The organism is Pseudomonas lutea, from assembly GCF_000759445.1.
Lineage (GTDB): Bacteria > Pseudomonadota > Gammaproteobacteria > Pseudomonadales > Pseudomonadaceae > Aquipseudomonas > Aquipseudomonas lutea.
In genome coordinates this window covers 328,275-347,527 of the sequence record NZ_JRMB01000001.1, presented here as the reverse complement: position 1 = coordinate 347,527, position 19,253 = coordinate 328,275, and the positions used below count along the sequence as shown (strand labels likewise).

At 65.2% G+C, this 19,253-nt stretch carries 2 protein-coding genes (1 of these 2 only partly in view); both read right to left on the bottom strand.

The features are described 5' to 3' along the window. Positions 1–9,483: the 5' portion of a non-ribosomal peptide synthase/polyketide synthase gene (locus LT42_RS01430; RefSeq protein ID WP_276209479.1), read on the bottom strand. Its footprint begins 6,795 nt before the window's first position; only the first 9,483 of its 16,278 coding nucleotides appear in the window; the start codon lies at positions 9,481–9,483; its stop codon lies beyond the left edge, outside the window. Further along, on the bottom strand, positions 9,483–19,253 hold the full coding sequence (locus tag LT42_RS01425; RefSeq protein WP_276209478.1) for a non-ribosomal peptide synthetase: 9,771 nt from the start codon (positions 19,251–19,253) through the stop codon (positions 9,483–9,485). The genes LT42_RS01430 and LT42_RS01425 overlap by 1 nt, the downstream gene beginning before the upstream one ends.

The following is a 19,253-nucleotide window of genomic DNA, read 5'->3' as shown; positions in this document are numbered from 1 at the left end:
GAGCATGTAGCGCAGGCGATCCGCCGGATACTCAGGGTCCAGCGGCACATACGCGGCACCGGCTTTGAGCACGCCATACAGCGCTACCACCATCTCCACCGAGCGCAACGCCGCAACGCCGACCAGCGATTCCCGGCCCACGCCCTGCTCTCGCAGGCGGTGGGCCAGTTGATTGGCCCGCTGGTCCAGCTCCCGATAACTCAGGACCTCATCGCCAAAGCGCAAAGCCTCCCGCTCGGGATGAAGCTGTGCCAGGCGCTCGAAATGACGGTGGACGAACGGCTCCGACTCAGCCCAGTTCCGCGCTGAGTCATTGACCGCTGCCAACTGCGCGCGGTCTTCAGTGTCCAGTAGCTCGACGTCGCCAATCGCAACGTCCGGCGCTGACAGCAATTGGGCCAGCAGCTGCTTAAAGCGCGCATGCAGGCGCTCGATGCTGGCGTGGTCGAACAGATCCGTGGCGTAAGTCCACGACCCGCCCAGCGTGCCGTCGGCGTCTTCATGGGTGTTAAGCGCCAGGTCAAACTGGCTGCTGCCGTCGTCCAGCGGCAGCACCTCGGCGTGCAGCCCGGGCAAACCGCTAAGCACGTCGAAGTCGCGCTGCTGGTGGTCGTATGCCACCTGGAACAATGGGTTATGACTCAGGCTGCGCTCGGGTTGCAGCGCCTCGACCAATTGCTCGAATGGCAGGTCCTGATGGGCCTGGGCATCCAGCGAGCAGGCCGTGGTCTGCTCCAGCACCTGACGGTAGCTGAGGCCGGGCGACACGTTGGCGAGCAGCACTTGGGTGCTGACGAAGAAACCGATCAGCCCCTCGACTTCGAGCCGGGAGCGGCCGGCAATCGGCACGCCAACCCGCACATCGTTCTGCCCGCTCAGGCGGTGCAGCAACACCTGATACGCCGACAGCATCACCATGAAAGGCGTGACGCCCTGCTCCCTCGCAAAGCCACGTAGACGCTGGTTCAACGCGGCGTTGAAGGTGAACAACAGGCGGTCGCCGCGATAGCTTTGCTGCGCTGGCCGTGGGCGGTCAGTCGGCAGCTCCAGCACCGGGTGTTGGTCGCCCAGTTGCTCGCGCCAGTAGGCCAATTGCCGCTCACCCTCACCTGCCGCCAGCCAGTCACGCTGCCACACGGCAAAGTCTGTGTACTGCACCGGTAATGGCGCGAGCTGCGGCGCGCGGTTTTCTGCGGCTGCGCGATACAGCTCGCTGAATTCCTGCAGCAGCACGCGCACCGACCAACCGTCAGAAATCATGTGGTGCAGGCACAGCAGCAGGCGCTGTTCATCAGGCGCGGTCCGCACCAACGCCAGTCGCCAGACCGGGCTGCACGACAGATCGAAGGGCCGCCGAACGAAGACCTGAGCCAACGTATTGAACGCCGCATCGCTGTCCGCCTCATGTCGAATGTCCAACCGCTCGATGGCGACCCTTGCAGCCGGTTCGACCTGCTGCATCGGCACGCCTTCGATCGCCAGGAAGCGCGTGCGCAGCACATGATGCCGCCCAGCCAGCCCGTCGAAAGCCGCTTGCAGGGCTGCCTCGTTCAGCTCGCCCCGCAAGCGCACCGCGCCGGGCAGGTTGTAGGTGTGGCCGCCGGGTTGCAGTTGATCGAGGAACCACAGACGCTGCTGGGAGAAGGACTGCACGGCGCGGTCCTGGTGCCGTGCGACAAGTTCAAGCTGGGCGGCGGGTTGCTCGGCCGGCGTCAGCTGCGCGATGCGCCGGGCGAAATCGCTGAGGCGCGGCGCATCGAACAGCGCGCGCAAGGGCACGCTCAGTTGATGCTCGTGACGCAGCCGGGAAATCAACTGCATGGCCAGCAACGAATGACCGCCGAGTTCGAAGAAGTGATCGTTGCGGCCGACGGCGTCGAGGCCCAGCAGCGGTTGCCACAGCGCCGCGAGTAGCTGCTCAAGCCCGTTTTGCGGCGCTTGGTAATCGCCGGACATTACCTTCGGATCCGGCAGCGCGTTGCGATCGAGCTTGCCGTTGGGCAACTGCGGCAAGCGTTCCATGACCACGATGTGCGCCGGGACCATGTATTCCGGCAAGGTGTTTTTCAGCTGTTGCTTGAGGCTGTCCTCCGCCAGACCGTTGCCGCCTACGTATCCCAGCAAGACCTTGCCGTTCACGCCGTCACGCACGATGACCAGCGCCTCGCGCACGCCGTCGCAGCCTTTCAACGCCGCTTCGATTTCACCGGCTTCGATGCGGAAACCGCGAATCTTGATCTGGTGATCGATGCGTCCCAAATATTCCAGCAGCCCTTCGCTGTTCAAGCGCACGCGGTCGCCGCTGCGGTAGATGCGTTCGCCCGCCCTGAAGGGATGCGGCAGGAAACGCTCGGCAGTGGCGCCCGGACGGTCCAGATAACCCCGCGCCACTGCGCCACCCAGGTACAACTCACCCGCGATGCCTTGCGGCAGCGGGTTCAAATCCGCGTCCATCACATAGCCTTGGCGATCCCCAACCAGATCCCCAATCGGCGCGTAGGCAGTAGTGAAGTCGGCGGTTCCGGCGGAGGCCAGCCACAGCGTCGGCGTGACCACGGTTTCGGTCGGGCCATAGCCGTTGATGATCCACAGCGGCTGCAAATTGCGGATCACGTCATGCAGCATCTCGCGGCTGAAGGCTTCGCCGGCGAAGCAGTAGGTTTTCACCCCTGGCCCCTTGCCCTGCACACCGGCCCAGTCCGACAGCTGGCGCAGGTAGCTCGGCGGGAACGAGGCCACGGTGATGCCTTCACGGATCAGCGTGTCGTAGGTCTGCTCGACGCTCCACAGTTCCTGGTCGCGCAGCACCACGCGGGCGCCGCAGCACAGCGGCATCATCCAGCCTTCATGGGCACCGTCGAAGCTGATCGACAGGAAATGGAATTTGCGGTCCTCGGGCGTGAAGCGGTAACGCTCGCCGATGGTCTGGATGTGCATCGAGATGTCGGCGTGGGCGATGGCCGCGCCCTTGGGCTTGCCGGTCGAGCCCGAGGTGTAAATCAAGTAGGCCAACTGCTGGGGGTGAATCACCACGTCGGGCGCCGTGACCGGTTCAGATGAACAATCCAGCGTGTCCAGATTGAGCAGCGGCAGGTCACCCACCGGCACGCGATCCTGTGCCGCGTCGTGACTGATCAGCAGTTTCACGCCACCGTCTTCGAGCATGTAGCGCAGGCGCTCGGTCGGGTAGTCCGGGTCGAGCGGAATGTAGGCGCCGCCGGATTTAAGCACGGCGAAGAATGCCACCCACAGATCAATCCCCCGCTCCATGGCAATCGCCACGCGCACTTCGGTGCCGATCCCGTGGGTGCGCAAGGCGTGGGCCAGCTGATTGGCGCGGCGGTCAAACTCGGCGAAGCTCAGGCGCTGTTTGCCATGGACCAGCGCAATGGCATCAGGACGAATGCGCGCATGCTCGGCAATCAGCTCGTGAATCGGGCGGTTCACGTACGGCGAGAACGGCCGTGTGTTCCAGGCGTGCATTTGTTGCAGGTCGCCGTCTGTGAGCATCGACAACTCGCCGATGCGCGCTTCCGGGAAACGGCAGATGCCGTCGAGCAGCGTCTGGAAATGCCCGCACAGGCGCTCGATCTGTTCGGCGCTGAACACGTTGCTGTGGTAATTGACGTGAACATGGGCACGCTCGCCCGCCACCACTGCCAGGCTCAGCGGGTAGTGGGTCTTGTCGCTCAGCTCGACCGAACCGAGGTTGACGCCATTGGCCTGTTTGTCGCGCAGCACCGAGTCCACGGGGTAGTTTTCGAACACCAGAAGGCTGTCAAACAGGTCGCGCCCGGCATGGCCAGCGTAGCGCTGGGCCTCGAACAACGGCGTGTGCTCGTGTTCGCGCAGTTCCAGGTTGTGCGCTTGCAGGTCATTCAGCCAGTCGCCGACCTTCTGTTGCGCCTGGGGCGCCTGCACCAGCGGCAGCGTGTTGATGAACAGCCCAAGCATGCGCTCGATGCCCGGCACCTGTGCGGAACGACCGGACACCGTAGCGCCGAATGCTACCCGCTGTTGACCGGTGTAGCGCTGCAACAGCAGCACCCAGACAGCCTGAATCAGCGTGTTGACGGTCACGCGTTGACGACGCGCTGTGCTGTTCAGCAGCGCGCTGTCGAGGTCCATGGAGGTGACGCGCACCTGTGCGGGAAGCGGCGCGCCGTTGTCCGACACCGGAGCGGTCAGCGCGGCGGCCATCATCGTCGGCTGTTCGAAACCGGCCAGATGCGTTCGCCAGAACGCAGCACTGTGCTCGGCGTCACGGCTCTGCAGCCAACTGACGTAGTCGGCGTAATGGCCGGCGGGCTGCGGCGAGGCATCGGACAGCGCCGCTTCAATCACCTCGCCCAGCAGCGCCGCGCTGCTCCAGCCGTCCAGCAGAATGTGGTGGAAGGTCCAGATCAGTTTCCACAGGGTCTCGCTCTGGCGCACCAGCAGCACGCGCATCAGCGGCGCGTTGTGCAGGTCGAACGGGGTTTCGCGCTCGGCCGCCAAAACGTCGGCCATCGCCTGATCGCCATGGCGCAGGTCCAGCTCTTTCACTGCCAGCACCGCGTCGCGGCGAATCACTTGCAGCGGCTGCTCGCTGCCGGGAACGCGTAAAAAGGCAGCGCGCAGGATCGGATGACGCTGCACCGCGGCCGCCCACGCCGTTGTAAAACGCGCCACCGGCAGGTGCTCGATGTCCAGCGCCACCTGGTTGATGTACAAGTCCCGGGCGCTGTCCGGGTCCGCAACTTCGCTGCCGCTCAGTTCGCTGTGAAACAGCAAACCCTGTTGCATCGGCGTCAGTGGGTAGAGCTGTTCAATGTCGCGCGGCGCCACCGGCAAGGCGTCCAGTTGTGCCTGGGTCAGCCCCAGCGTCGGGAAGTCGGACGGGGTGACCGCCGAGTGGCGACGGCAGTGTTCGCTGACCTCGTCCAGCGCCTCGGCATAGGCGTCGAGCAAGCGCTGAACCGATGCCGCCTCATGGCGCTCGGCGCTGTAGCTGCAGGTCAGGCTGAACCGGCCGTCACGGACCTGTGCGTCCAGCGACAGCTCGCCATTGAGCGGCGCATCGGCGGCGCGCTGGGCGCCGCTGCCCTCCTCGGCGAGCCGGAAAATTCCGCTGCTGTCTTGCAGCCGGCCCATGTAGTTGAACAACACGCAGCCGTCCAGCGCCGGCAACGCTTCGCCGCGCAAATGGCGCAGAAGGCCGTAACCCAAGCCGCCGTTGGGCACGGCGCGCAGGGTTTCCTTGGTGTGCTTGAGCGCTGCGTCGAGGTCATCATGGGCCTGCAAGCTGACCGGATAGAGGCTGGTAAACCAGCCCACGGTGCGGGCCGGGTCGACGCCATCGAACAGGTCTTCACGACCATGGCCTTCAAGGGCGATCAGCGCTTGCGCCTCGCCGCTCCAACGTTTCATCGCCCGGGCCAGCGCAGTCAGAAGCAGGTCGTTGATGTGCGTGCGATACGCGGGCGGTGCTTCGTTGATCAGCCGTTCAGTGCGTCCGGCGTCCAGTGACAGGTGCAGCTGACGCACGTTGGCTTGCCGTGCTTCGCCCAAAGGGTTGGCGCATGGCAAGGCCGGCGCCGAAGGCAGTCCATACCAATAAGGCGCTTCGGCCAGCACGGCGTCGCTGTAGGCGTAATCGAGCAGACGATTGGACCAGCGCTGGAATGACAGCGGTTTCCCACCGAGGTCGATGGTCAGGCCCGCCCGGGCCTGGGCGTAGGCGTTTTGCAGGTCTTCCAGCAGCACGCGCCACGACACGCCGTCCACCACCAGGTGATGAATCACCAGCAGCAGCCGCTCCCCGCCTTCGGCCAGGGTGAAATGCACGGCGCGCAGCAGTGGGCCGTCTCTCAGATCGAGGCTGGCCTGGGCTTCGTCGCAAGCAGCCGTCAGCTCGTTCAAGCCGGAGTTACGCAGCCAGATCAGGCCGTCGCGGGCCTGCTCGCCAGAGGAATGCCCTTCAGCACAAAAGCAGGCGCGATAGCGTTGCTGCCACTGGCCGTCGTCCTGCTGCACGAAGCGCATGCGCAAGGCATCGTGATGGTTGAGTAACGCATGAAGGGCGTGGTTCAGCGCCGGCAGCTCCAGCGCCTCACTCGGTTTCAACAGCAGCGACTGGTTCCAGTGACTGCGGTTTTTCATCGGTTGCTGGAAGAACCAGTGCTGGATGGGCGTCAGAGGGATGTCGCGGTTCAGCTCGATGCGCTCGACCGCAGCCGCGTCCTGACTGACCACCTGCGCGACCTGCGCCAGCTCGGCGATGGTCTGGCGCTCGAACATCTGCCGGGGCGACAGCACGATGCCGAGCTTGCGCGCGCGGGAGATGATTTGCAGGCTGAGGATCGAGTCGCCGCCGAGGGCAAAAAAGTTGTCCTGACGACCGATCTGCAAGACGCCGAGCAGGTCTTGCCAGAGCAACGCCAGTTGCGCTTCGACTCCAGGCAGCGGGGCTTCAAAAGCCCGCTGCTGGATGTGTGGGTCGGGCAACGCCTTGCGGTCGAGCTTGCCGTTGGCCGACAGCGGCAGGCTGTTCAGGGTTACGAAATGCGCCGGCACCATGTAGTCCGGCAGGCGCTTTTTCAGCTGTTCGCGCAGGTGTTCTTCGTCGAATTCATCAGCGACGAGATAGCCGACTAATTGCATGCCGGTGGCGAGCTCGCGAGCGACAACCACCGCTTCACGGACGGCCGGATGATCGAGCAGCGCTGATTCAATCTCACCGATTTCAACGCGCAGGCCGCGCAGTTTGATCTGATGATCGAGACGGCCGAGGTATTCCACCACGCCGTCGGCACGCCAGCGGGCAAGGTCACCGGTGCGATACAGCCGCTCGCCGCCGCCAAAGGGGCTGGCAACGAAACGCTCGGCGGTCAGGCTGGGACGCAGGTGATAGCCGCGCGCGAGGCCAGCGCCGCCGATGTACAGCTCGCCCGGCACTCCGATGGGTTGCGGGTTCAGGCGAGTGTCGAGGATGTGGATCTGCAGATTGGCGATGGGGGCGCCGATGGGCACCGAAGCGCCCGGCTCGTTGCGGCAGGTCCAGTGGGTGACGTCGATGGCCGCTTCGGTTGGGCCGTACAGGTTGTACAGCCCGGCATTCGGCAGGCGCTGCAGGGTGTCGCGCGCCAGATCGGCGGGCAAGGCTTCGCCACTGCAGACGATCCGTCTCAGGGACGCGCAGCCGCCGAGATCGTCCTGCGCCATGAAGGCGGCGAGCATCGACGGGACGAAATGCAGCGTGGTGATCTGTTGCTGCTCAATCAGAGATTTCAGCAGCAGCGGGTCGCGATGATCCCCCGGCTGGGCGACGACCAAACGTGCGCCCGCCATCAGCGGCCAGAAGAATTCCCAGACCGACACGTCGAAACTGAACGGCGTTTTTTGCAGCACCGCGTCCGATTGATCGAGCCCGTAAGCGCCCTGCATCCAGGCCAACCGGTTGAACAGCGCGGCGTGGGTGTTGCCCGCGCCTTTGGGTTTGCCGGTCGAGCCCGAGGTGTAAATCATGTAAGCCAGTTGCTCGGGGTGCAGCTCAACCGCCGGTGCGGTGACGGGATAACCCGCTAGCGCCAGATTCTCCAGATTCAGCACACGCAGGCCTTCCACAACGGGCAGATCACCGATCACCGGGTCGTGGCTGAGCAACAAACCGATCCCGGCGTCTTCCAGCATGTAACGCAAGCGATCCGCCGGATACTCGGGATCGAGCGGCACATACGCGGCGCCGGCTTTTAGCACTGCGTAAAGCGCAACGACCATTTCCACCGAGCGCAACGCCGCAACGCCGACCAGCGATTCCTGGCCGACGCCCTGCTCCCGCAGGTGATGGGCAAGCTGATTGGCCCGCTGATCCAGCGACCGATAACTCAGGACCTCATCGCCAAAGCGCAAAGCTTCCCGCTCGGGATGAAGCTGTGCCAGGCGCTCGAAATGCCGGTGTACGAACGGCTCTGACTCCGCCCAGTACTGTGCTGTGTCATTGGCCGCGGTCAACTGTGCGCGGTCTTCAGCGTCCAGCAGCTCGAAGTCGCCTATTGCCGCGTCCGGGCGTTCCAGCAGGTCGGCGCACAGCTGCTCAAAACGCCCGTGCAGGCGTTCGATGCTGGCGTGATTGAACAGATCGGTCGCGTAGTTCCAGTTACCGGCCAGCTCGCCGGCCGCGTTTTCCCACGTGTGCAGGGCCAGGTCGAATTGCGCGCTGCCATTGTCGAGCGGCATCAGCGTGGCGCTCAAACCGGGCATCAGCTGCAGGGCTTGGTCCTGGCGTTGCTGGTGGTTGTACAGCACCTGAAACAACGGGTTGTGGCTCAGACTGCGTTCGGGTGCGAGGGCGTCGACCAATTGCTCGAAGGGCAGGTCCTGATGGGCCTGTGCGCTCTGGGATGCCTGACGCACGCCGTCGATGACCTGGTTGAACCCGGCGTCGGGCTGTACATCACCGCGCAGGATCTGGGTGTTGACGAAGAAGCCGATCAGCCCTTCCGTCTCCGCGCGCTGACGCCCGGCAATGGGCACGCCGATGCGCAAATCGGATTGCCCGCTCATGCGCTGCAGCAGCACCTGGTAGGCGGCGAGGATGACGGTAAACAGCGTCACCCCGCGCTGCCGGGCCAGCTCGCGCATTCGTGCGGACAGCGCGGCAGGAAACCTGAACGGCAGGCGCGCGCCGCGAAAGCTTTGGCGTGCCGGGCGCGGACGGTCCGCCGGCAGTTCGAGCACCGGTGGTTCATCACCCAACTGTTGCCGCCAGTATTCCAGTTGCCGATCGCCTTCGCCGGCGTCCAGACAGGCACGTTGCCAAAGCGCAGCGTCCGCGTAGGTCAATGGCAGCGGCGCCAGATCGGCATGTTGATGATCAGGACCTTCAACCGCAGCGCGGTAGGCCTCGACGAAGTCCAGCAACAGCACCTGAATCGACCAGCCGTCGGCGATGATGTGGTGCAGGCACACCAGCAACAGGTGATCGTCTGTGGCGCGCTCGACCAGCGCTATCCGCCACAACGGACCTTGGGCCAAGTCGAAGGGGCGTCGGGCGAAGTCATCGGCCAGCGTCTGCGCGCCAGCTTCGTCGTCCGCCTGTAAAACCTCGAACGGCAGCGGCTGAATGGCCTGAATGACCTGCTCCGGCGTGCCGTCTTCTGAAGTGGCAAACACCGTGCGCAGGCTGGCATGACGCTCGGCCACGCGGGCAAACGCCGATTGCGCAGCAGTGACGTCCAGCTGGCCGTTCAGACGCAAGGCACCCGGCAGGTGGTAGGTGGCGTTACCCGGCTCCAGCTGCTCCAGAAACCACAAGCGTTGCTGGGCGAATGATGCTGCACTGCGTTCGCCGGCGACCCCCGCAGGGATGGGCAGCGACGACGCATCCAGGCCCTGCTCGCGCAGCTTGCTCAGAAACACCCGACGCTGGGCACTGCTCAGGCTGAGGAAGCGTGTGGCCAGTGCCAGCAGCTTGCTGTGTGAAGCCATGCTCGGTTGCGACATCAGTTGCTTTCCTCCAGCTCATTCATTAACTCGTCCAGGGCATCGAGCCGGTCGAGTGTCAGGGTCTGCCCCTGCAAGGTGTCGATCAGCGCCGCCTGGGCGGCGACGGTGGTGGCCTCAAACGCCTGGGCCAACGGGATGCTCACGCCCAACCGCTCGCGGATGCGCGACAGCAGCCGCGTCGCCAGCAATGAATGGCCACCCAGTTCAAAGAAGTTGTCGTGACGACCCACCGACGTGACCTTGAGCAGGTCTTGCCAGAGCTCGGCTAGGACGGATTCGCGTTCGCCCTGTGGCGCTTCGAAGGTGCGCGCTTCCAGGCTCGGCGCCGGCAACGCCTTGCGATCCAGCTTGCCGTTGGCGTTGCGCGGCATCTGTGCCAGCACGACGATGTGAGCCGGGACCATGAACGCCGGCAGGGTTTGCGCCAGCGCGGTCTTCAGCACGTCGCTGGACAGCGCCTGCCCCGCCGTGGCCACGACGTAGGCCACCAGTTGCGGGCCGTGCGGCGTCGGCTGTGCGCTGACAACGGCGTCGTGTACCGAGGCGTGGGCGAGCAGCAGGTTTTCAATTTCTCCCAGCTCGATACGCTGGCCGCGAATCTTCACCTGGAAGTCCGCACGGCCGACGTATTCCAGCGCGCCATCGGCGTTCCAGCGCGCCAGGTCGCCGCTGCGATACAGCCGCGCACCGGTCTCACCGAACGGATCGGGCAGGAAGCGCTCGGCGGTCAAGCCAGGCCGCGCGGCATAGCCACGGCCCACACCCACGCCGCCGATGTACAACTCGCCGACCACGCCGGGTGCAGCCAGTTGCAGGCTTGAATCCAGCACGTACAGGGCGTTGTTGTCGGTGGGCCGGCCGATAGGCATGTTGGCGTTGAGCGCCGGCGCTGCGGTCAGGGTGTGCAGCGCAACGTCGTCGGCGCACTCGGCGGGCCCGTAGGCATTCACCAGCGGGATGTCGGGGTAGCGGGCAAACCAGCGCGCGGCCAGACCCGCGGTCAGCGCTTCACCGGTCGGCAGCAGCCAGCGCAGGGCACCGAGGCGTTGTGGCGCGACCGCAAGCATGGCGTCGATCACCGCCGGCACGCACTCCAGCACGCTGACCTGATTGGCCGCGACTGCCTCCAGCAGGCGCTGCGGGTCCTGTACCACGGCGTCAGACAAGATTTCCACACGCCCGCCGAACAACGGCGCCGTGAGGAATTGCCAGACCGAAATATCGAAGCCGGTGGCGGCGGTCTGGGCGATCACATCGCCCTCGCCCAAACGCAGGTACGGCAGCTTGGACATCTGGTTATTGAGCATGCCGCGCTGGTTGACCATCACGCCTTTAGGCTCGCCTGTGGAGCCGGAGGTGTAGATGACGTAGGCCAGTTGCTCGGCCGACGCGTAGCGACCGGGGTTACGATCGGCCAATTGATCGCCAGCCGACAGCACATCCTCGAACACCAGCAACCGAGGTTTGTCCTCGGCCAGCGCAACCATCGCTTCGGCCTGGGGCAGACACTCCCGTGGCGTCAGCAACACCGGCGCGGCGCTGCTGACCAGCATGCGTGCGCTGCGTCCGGCCGGATGACGGTCGTCCAGCGCCAGGTAGGCAGCGCCGGCCTTGAACGCGCCGAGGATCATACTCAACAGCGCCAGCCCGCGCGGTGCAAACAGCGCCACCACGTCATCCTCCTGTACGCCCGCCTCAATCAGGCCGTGGCCGATGCGGTTGGCCTGCCGATTGAGTCCGCCGTAGCTCAGGCTCTGGCCCTCACAGCGCGCCACCTCCTGCAGCGGATGGGCCAATACCCTGGCCTCGAAGCGCTCCAGGTAGCTGATGTCGTACCAGTGCTTCTGCACCGGGCCAAGCCCTTGGGCCAGCAACTGCTCGCGATCCGTCTGCTCAAGCATCTGCAACTGACTCAGCGCCTGTTGCGGGTTGTCGATCAACTGTGTGAGCAGGCGACGGAAGTGGCTGACCAGCGCGTTCATGTCGGCGTCGTTGAAGTGCCGCGTGTCGTAGGTCAGCTGCAACTGCAGGGACTCACCCGGCAGCAGCACCACCGTCAGCGGGTAGTTGGTGTGGGTGCGGTTGGCCAGCGGCGTGATGCGGTAGTCGTTCACGGCCTGCTGCACCTCGGCGCCCAACGGAACGTTTTCAAAGACAAACAGGCTGTCGAACAGCGGCTGGCCACGCGGGGTGTCGGCCAGCAGCTGAATGTCGGCCAGCGAGAGGTGCTCGTGCTGGCGCATGTCGGCGTTCTGTCCCTGCAAGGCATTGAGCAGCTCCAGCGCCGACGCGCCCATGTCCGGACGACGGATGCGCAGCGGCAAGGTGTTGATGAACAGCCCCAGCGCGCCTTCGATACCCTCAAGTTCCGTCGGGCGACCGGCAACCGTGACGCCGAACAGCACTTCGTCGCGGTCGGCATGACGCATCAGCAACAACGCCCACGCTGCCTGCACAAAGGTGTTGGCGGTCAGGCGATAGTGCCGCGCCTGTTCGGCGAGTTTCGCGGTCTTCGCGGCACCCAGCGCCAGCGTGACGTCGCGCATCTGCGCGTCACCCTGCGGGCTGTGGCGGTACGGCAGTGGCGTGACGTCGGTGAAGCCCGCCAGCGCGTTGCGCCAGTAGTCGCGACTGAGCCCTTCATCCTGCGCGGCCAGCCAGGCGAGGAAATCACGATAGGCTCGCGCGGGCGGCAGGCTGACCTGACGGCCTTCCAGGAACGCGCGGTAATGGGCGAAAAACTCGGTGAGCATCAGGCCCCGGCACCAGGCGTCGATCAACGCGTGGTGGTGGCTCTGGACGATACGGAAATCCGCGTCGCCGAACTTGATCAGGCGCAGGCGCAGCAACGGCGCACGAGCGAAATCGAAGCCCTGTTCGCGCTCGCTTTTGAGCAACGCATCAAGCTCGGCTTCGGCAGCGTCCCGGGACAGATGGCTGAGGTCGATCAGCTGCACCGGCGATGGCACGCGACGCATCACAACCTGACGCTGCACGCCGCTTTCCAGGCCGTGGAACGCTGTGCGCAACGCCGGGTGGCGCTGCACGACTTGCTGCCAGGCGAACTTGAACGCGTCGAAATCCACGTGGCTGCCCACGTCGTACTGGTCCTGCATCAAGTAGATGCCGTGGCCCTGCTCCAGCAGGCTGTGCAGCAAAATCCCTTGCTGCATCGGCGCCAGCGGCAGGATGTCTTCGATCTCCCGCGCAGGGATACCCAGCGCATCGAGTTGCGTTTGATTCAACGCCGCCAGCGGGAAGTCCGAAGGCGTCAGGCCGGCGTGGGATTCGTCGCTGCAATGGGCGATCAACTGCAGCAACTGCGCTTCATACAGCCCGACCAGTTGCTGAATGCTCTCGCGGCTGAAGCGTTTGCGGCTGAAGGTCCACTCAAGCTGCAACCGGCCGTCGCGCACCTGACCGTCCACCGCCAGGGCATTGGCCAGCGGACCCTGGGGATCGCGCAGATTGCCGGGCGTGCGACTCGACAGGGAGAACAGCGCGCCTTCGTTATCGTCGAAACGACCGAGGTAGTTGAAGGTCACGCCCTGCCCGGTCAACTCCGGCAAATCTGCGTCAGCCAAGTACTTCAGTACCCCGTAACCCAGGCCCTTGTCCGGTACGCCGCGCACCGTCTCCTTGACCATCTTGAGGGTCGCGACCGGGTCATCCGCGGCGTCCAGCGCCAGCGGGTACAGGCTGGTGAACCAGCCCACGCTGCGGCTCAGGTCGAGGGCACCCGTGGCGTCCTCACGACCGTGACCTTCCAGGCTGATCACGTGGCGCCGACGACCGCTCCACTGCCACAACGACTGGGCCAGCGCCGCGAGCAACAGCTCGTCGATGCGCGTGCGGTAAGCGGCCGGGGCTTCGCTGAGCAGGCGCCGGGTGTCATTCGCGGCGAACGTCAATTGCACGGTTTCGCTGTCGCCGACCCGGCTCTGCACCGAAACATCCCCAGGCAACGTGGCATCGGCGGCGTCCAACGCTTGCCAATACGGCAGCTGCGTAGCCAATTCAGCGCTCTGCGCCAAGGTGCTCAACGACTGCGACCAGGCCTGGAAGCTGGCGGTTTTATCCGCCAGCGTCACATTCTGCCCCGGGGTCAGTTGGCGGTAGGCGAGTTGCAAGTCTTCCAGCAACACCCGCCACGAGACGCCGTCGACGGCCAAGTGGTGGATCGCCAGCAACAGGCGCGCTTCGCCGGACCGCAGGCGCGCATGCACCACACGCAGCAGCGGGCCGGTGTCGATGTTCAGGCTGCGCTGGGCTTCGTCGTTCAGCGAATCGAGGTCTTCTTCGCGGGTTAACTCGCAGGTCCACAACACGCGCTCGGCGCTTTCACTGTCGCGGTAACGCTGCTGCCACTGGCCTTCGTCGTTCTGATGGAAGCTCAGGCGCAGGCTGTCGTGGTGAGCCAGCACAGCCGCGAGGGCCTGCTGCAGGTGCGCGACGTCCAGCGCTTGCGGCACGTCGAGCAGCAGCGACTGGTTCCAGTGCTGACGCTGGGCGACCGGCAGGCTGAAAAACCGCGCCTGAATGGGCGTCAGGGCAAATTCGCGCGGTGCGACGGGCGCCAGTGCAGGTGCGGGGACGGGTTTGACCTCGGCTAGCGTGGCGACTTGCGCCAGCTCGGCGATGGTCTGTTTTTCAAACAGCTGCTTGGGCGTCAGACGGATGCCCTGGCGGCGAGCCCGGGCAATGATCTGCAGGCTCAGGATCGAGTCGCCACCGAGGGTGAAGAAGTTGTCGTGGCGACCCACCGCGTCGACCTTCAAGGCCGCCTGCCAGAGCGCAGCCAATGCAGCTTCGACGCCTTCATGGGGCGCTTCGAAGGCGTCGGATTTCACACTCGGCGTGGGCAGCGCGGCAACGTCAAGCTTGCCGTTGGCCGTGAGCGGGAAGGCCTCAAGGGTCAGCACGTGGCCGGGCACCATGTAGTCAGGCAGGCTCTGCGCCAGTTGCTCGCGCAGGGTCTCGCCGGCCACCGATGCGCCGTTGGCCAGCAGGCCGTAAGCAATCAACTGACCGCGCTCATCCAGACGAACGTGGGCATCGCGAATCCCGTCCAGCTGGCGCAGCCGTTGGGCGATTTCGCCGAGCGCCACGCGATGCCCGCGTACTTTGACCTGATCGTCGGCGCGGCCGAGGAATTGAATTTGCCCGTCAGCCATCAATCGGGCGCGGTCGCCGCTGCGGTAAAGCCGCCCGCCATTGCCGCTGGGGTCCGGGACGAATGCCGCAGCGGCCATCGCCGGACGTCCGTGATAACCCCGTGCCAGTCCCGGCCCGCCGATGTACAGCTCACCGACATCGCCTTGCACCACCGGCTGCAGATGGTCATTGAGGATCAGCGCTGTCACGTTCGGCAGCGGACTGCCGACGGGCACGCTTTCCCCCATCAGCGCACGGTCGGCAGGCTCGGGCAGCAACAGCTCGTGGCTCAGCACGCCCACCGTGGTTTCGGTGGGGCCGTAGTGGTTGATGACCCGACAGCCGGGTTTCAGACGATTGATCTGCGCCGCCAGCGCCCACGGCAGCGCATCGCCGCCCAGGATCAGCGCATGCTCGGGCAGCACATCGGCGGCGTTCGCGGCCTGCAACAGACCGTTCAAGTGGGTCGGGACGATTTTCAGCACGCCCACCTTGTGCTCGGCCATGTACGCGGCAAAGCGGTCGGCGTCGTTGGTGCGGTCGGGGCTGATCAGGTGAAGGGTGCGCGCCGAGCACAGCGCGCCAAACAGCACGGTATGGCCCAGATCAGCGCCCACTGTGGAGACCATGGCCATGCTTGCCCCGGGTGCGAGGTCCAGCCGCAGCAACAGGCCTTGCACGTAATCGGCAAGCGCGCCATGGCTGATAACCACGCCTTTCGGTGTCCCGCTGGTGCCGGAGGTGTAGATCAGATAGGCGGCCTGATCGGCATGAATACGCTGCTCGAGACCGTCGCAGGGTTGGGCTCGCCATTGGGCCTCATCATCGACGCCGATCACCTCGCCTTTGAAGTCACCCGGTGCGCCCTGATCGGTAATGAGCCAGCCCGCGCCGCTGTCAGCCAGCACAAAAGCCTGACGCGCGGCGGGCCATTTCGGGTCCAGCGGCACGTAAGCGGCGCCGCTCTTGAGCACGCCCAACAGGCTGACGACGAACGCCAGGGAGCGCTCCAGCAGAATGCCCACGCGGCTTTCCACACCCACACCGACCTGGCGCAGATGCCGCGCCAGTTGATTGGCCTGGGCTTCGACCTCGGCAAACCGCGCGCTGCGCTGCTCGCATTGCAGCGCAATATGCTGCGGCTGGGCCTCAACGCTGGCCTGCCACAGGCTCAACACGTCGCTGGCCGGGAACGCTGTCTGCTGCGCCGCGACACACGACACCACGGCGTTGGTTTGTACATCCAGCAAACGCACTTCAGGCTGTGCCACGACTTGCGCGCAGATGCGCTGCAGGTCAGCGGCCAGCGCAGCCATTCGCGGCTCATCGAACAGGTCGCAGGCGTAGGTGAACACCGCCTGAATGCCGTCAGCGTGGTCGGTGATGTCCAGGCCCAGATCGAAATGCGCCGAGTAGTCATCCAGCTGGGTCACGTCCATGCGCACGCCGGCCATTTCAACGTCGTGCGGCAGCGGGAACTGCTGGGTGAATTTCACCTGGCACAACGGGTTGTGGCTGAGGTTGCGTGCCACGCCCAAGGCTTCGACCAGTTGCTCGAACGGCAGGTCCTGATGGTGCTGGGCCCCCAGCGCGGTTTGACGTACGGCGTCGATCAGGCTGGCGAAGGATTGCTGTGGCGAGACCTCGCTGCGCAGCACCAGCGTGTTGACGAACAGGCCGATCAGCCCTTCCGATTCGGTGCAGGTACGCCCGGCGACCGGCACGCCGACGCGCAGGTCGGTCTGACTGCTGTAGCGCAGCAACAACGTTTTGTAAGCGGCCAGCATGACCATGAACAAGGTCGCACTGTGAGTACCCGCAAGCTCGCGCAAGCCCTGGCTCAACGTGGCGTCCAGAGCAAAACCATAGCGCGCGCCGCGATGACTTTGCTGCGCCGGGCGCGGACGGTCGGCGGGCAGGTTCAACACGGTCTGGGCATCACCCAATTGCTCTCGCCAGTACGCCAGTTGGCGTTGCCCTTCCCCACCGGCCAACCGCGCCCGTTGCCAGGCGGCAAAGTCGGCGTATTGGATCGGCAGCGGCGCCAGTACCGGCGCCTGGCTTTGGGCGTGGGCGTGGGCGCGGTAAAGCGCGGCGAATTCCTTGAGCATCACCTGCACCGACCAGCCGTCGGCAATGATGTGATGCAACACCAGCAGCAGTTGATGGTGGTTCGGCGCCAGGCGCACGTTGATCACCCGCCACAGCGGGCCTTGCTGCAAATCCATCGGCTGCTCGACGACGGCTTTGGCCAACTCGCTCAGCGCCTGCTGCGGATCGGTGTCCTCACTCAGGTAGTGGCGTTCAATGAGCACAGGACCCGGCGCGTGAATGCGCTGCACCAGTTGCTCGTTGGCGTCGATGGCGAAGGTGGTGCGCAGGCTTTCATGGCGGGCGGCCAGATCGTCCAGACTGCGTTGCAGGGCGACGCTATCCAGCGCGCCGTTGAGGCTCAGCTGGCCGCACAGGTGATAGGCGCTGCTGTCCGGCGCCAGTTGTGCGAGGAACCACAGGCGCTGCTGGGCGAAAGACTGCTCGGGATCGTTGTCGCGGGAAATGCGAGCCACACCTGCCGGCCGGTCGGTACCGCGGCCATGGGCGCGGACGTGCGCAGCGACGTGGGCGTTGAAGGCGCCAAGGGTCGGGTGCTCGAACAGGTGGGCGGGCTCCAGCTTCAGGCCCAGTTCGCTGTTCAACCTGGAGAGCACTTGCACCACGCCGACCGAATCGCCGCCGCAGGCGAAAAAGTGATCCGCAGCGCTCAGGTCTTGCCTGCCCAAGACTTCGCGCCAGGCCGCGACCACCTCAGGCAGCAGCGTTTGAGCGTCAGTCGAAGGCGTTGCGGCCACGTCCGTGGAGTCGGCGTCCAGCAAGCGTCCATCCTGCCAAAGCGCAAAGCTGTCCAGGCTGCGGTTCTGCCAGCCGCTGCGACACGCGGCGCGTTGCAGCTTGCCACTGGTGGTACGCGGCAGCGCGCCTGGCTCCAGCAGCACAATCACTTTTGGCGCCACCAGAAACAGCTCGGCCAGCGCATCGCGCACTGCTTCGCAAATCATCTGCGGTTTCATCAGGCGGCGCACGTTGCGGCTGATTTCCAGCGCCAGGCCCACGCCTTCGACGCCCTGCTCATCGCTCACGGGGAACGCTGCAATACGCCCGCGTCGCAGCAGCTCGACGCTTTTCTCCAGCGCCTGTTCTATGTCCTGGGGGTACAGGTTCTGGCCGTTGAGGATGATCAGATCCTTCAGGCGCCCGGTGATGAACAGCTCGTTGTCCCTGGCGATGCCCAGGTCGCCGCTGCGCAGCCAGCGCTTGCCGTCTTCGATGACGAACGTCTGCGCGGTAGCGTCGGCGTTTTGCCAATAACCCTGGGCAACACTCGGCCCCGCAATCCACACCTCACCTACCTGTCCCGACGTCAGCGCCTGGCCTGTGGCCGGATCGACGATGCGCAGATCGTGATCAGGCTGGCACCAGCCACACCCCGGCAGACGGCTGACAGCCTGGTTGTCGGCAAACAGCGCTTGCGTGGCGTCCCCGGCAGCGAGTTGGTTGCCGTCGAAACGCTTGATGCCGAATGGCTTTTCGCGCTCGGCAGCGCTGACGTAAAGCGTCGCCTCGGCCAGGCCGTAGCTGGGCGTCAGGGCACGGCGGTTGAAGCCGGCTGCCGCGAAATGCTCGCTGAAGGCATCCAGCGTGGCGATGCGAATCGGCTCGGAGCCGGAAAACGCCAGGCTCCAGTTGTCCAGCGCAAGGCCCTTCACGGCGCTGGGCTTGATCCGCTCGACGCACAGGCGGTAGGCGAAATCCGGGCCGCCGGAAAACGTCCCGCCGTACTCGCTCATAGCTTCAAGCCAGCGCGCAGGCCGGCCCAGGAAATAGTTGGGCGACATCAGCGTCAGCGTACCGCCGTAGTACAGCGGCAACAGCAGGCCGCACATCAAACCCATGTCGTGGTAAAGCGGCAGCCAACTGACCCAGCTTTCCGAGGCGGGATCGGAGACGAAGTGCCGCGCCATGGCGATTTCGTTGGCCATCAGGTTTTCGTGGGAGACCATCACGCCTTTCGGGGCGCTGGTCGAACCGGAGGTGTATTGCAGGAACGCCAGTGCACCGGTGTCGATCGTCGACGGCTGGAAACCGCCCTGCCGTTCGGCGATTTCCTCCACCGCGGCGAAGCGACCGCCGGCCGGCATGAACGGCTGCAGCAAGTGCTGAAACTTATCCAGGTCTTCGCGCCGGCCCAGCACCATCTGCGGCGCGGCGTCGTGGAGGATGCCGGTCAGGCGGTCGAGGTGCGTCTGGCGGTTGTACTCCGGGGCGAAGGCCGGCACTGCAATGACCCGGGCGTACAAACAGCCGAGAAACGCCGCGGCGTAGTCGGCGCCGGTGGGCAGCATCAGCACGCAGCGCTCGCCGCCCTCGACGCCAACGTGCTGCTGCAGGTGGGCGGCAATCGAGCGCGCCCGCGCATCGAGCTGCGCGTAGCTGGTCAGCAGCGGCGGCTGGTCCTCGTGGACGATGTGTCGAAGGGCAATCCGGTCCGGCTGGCGCTGCGCATACAAGCCCACCAGTTCGGGAAAATGCGCGGCCTGATCTCGTATGGATTTCAT

Bases quoted from the DNA above. Each gene is read 5' to 3' on its own strand.
- LT42_RS01425 (WP_276209478.1), bottom strand. From the start codon at position 19,253: ATGAAATCCATACGAGATCAGGCCGCGCATTTTCCCGAACTGGTGGGC.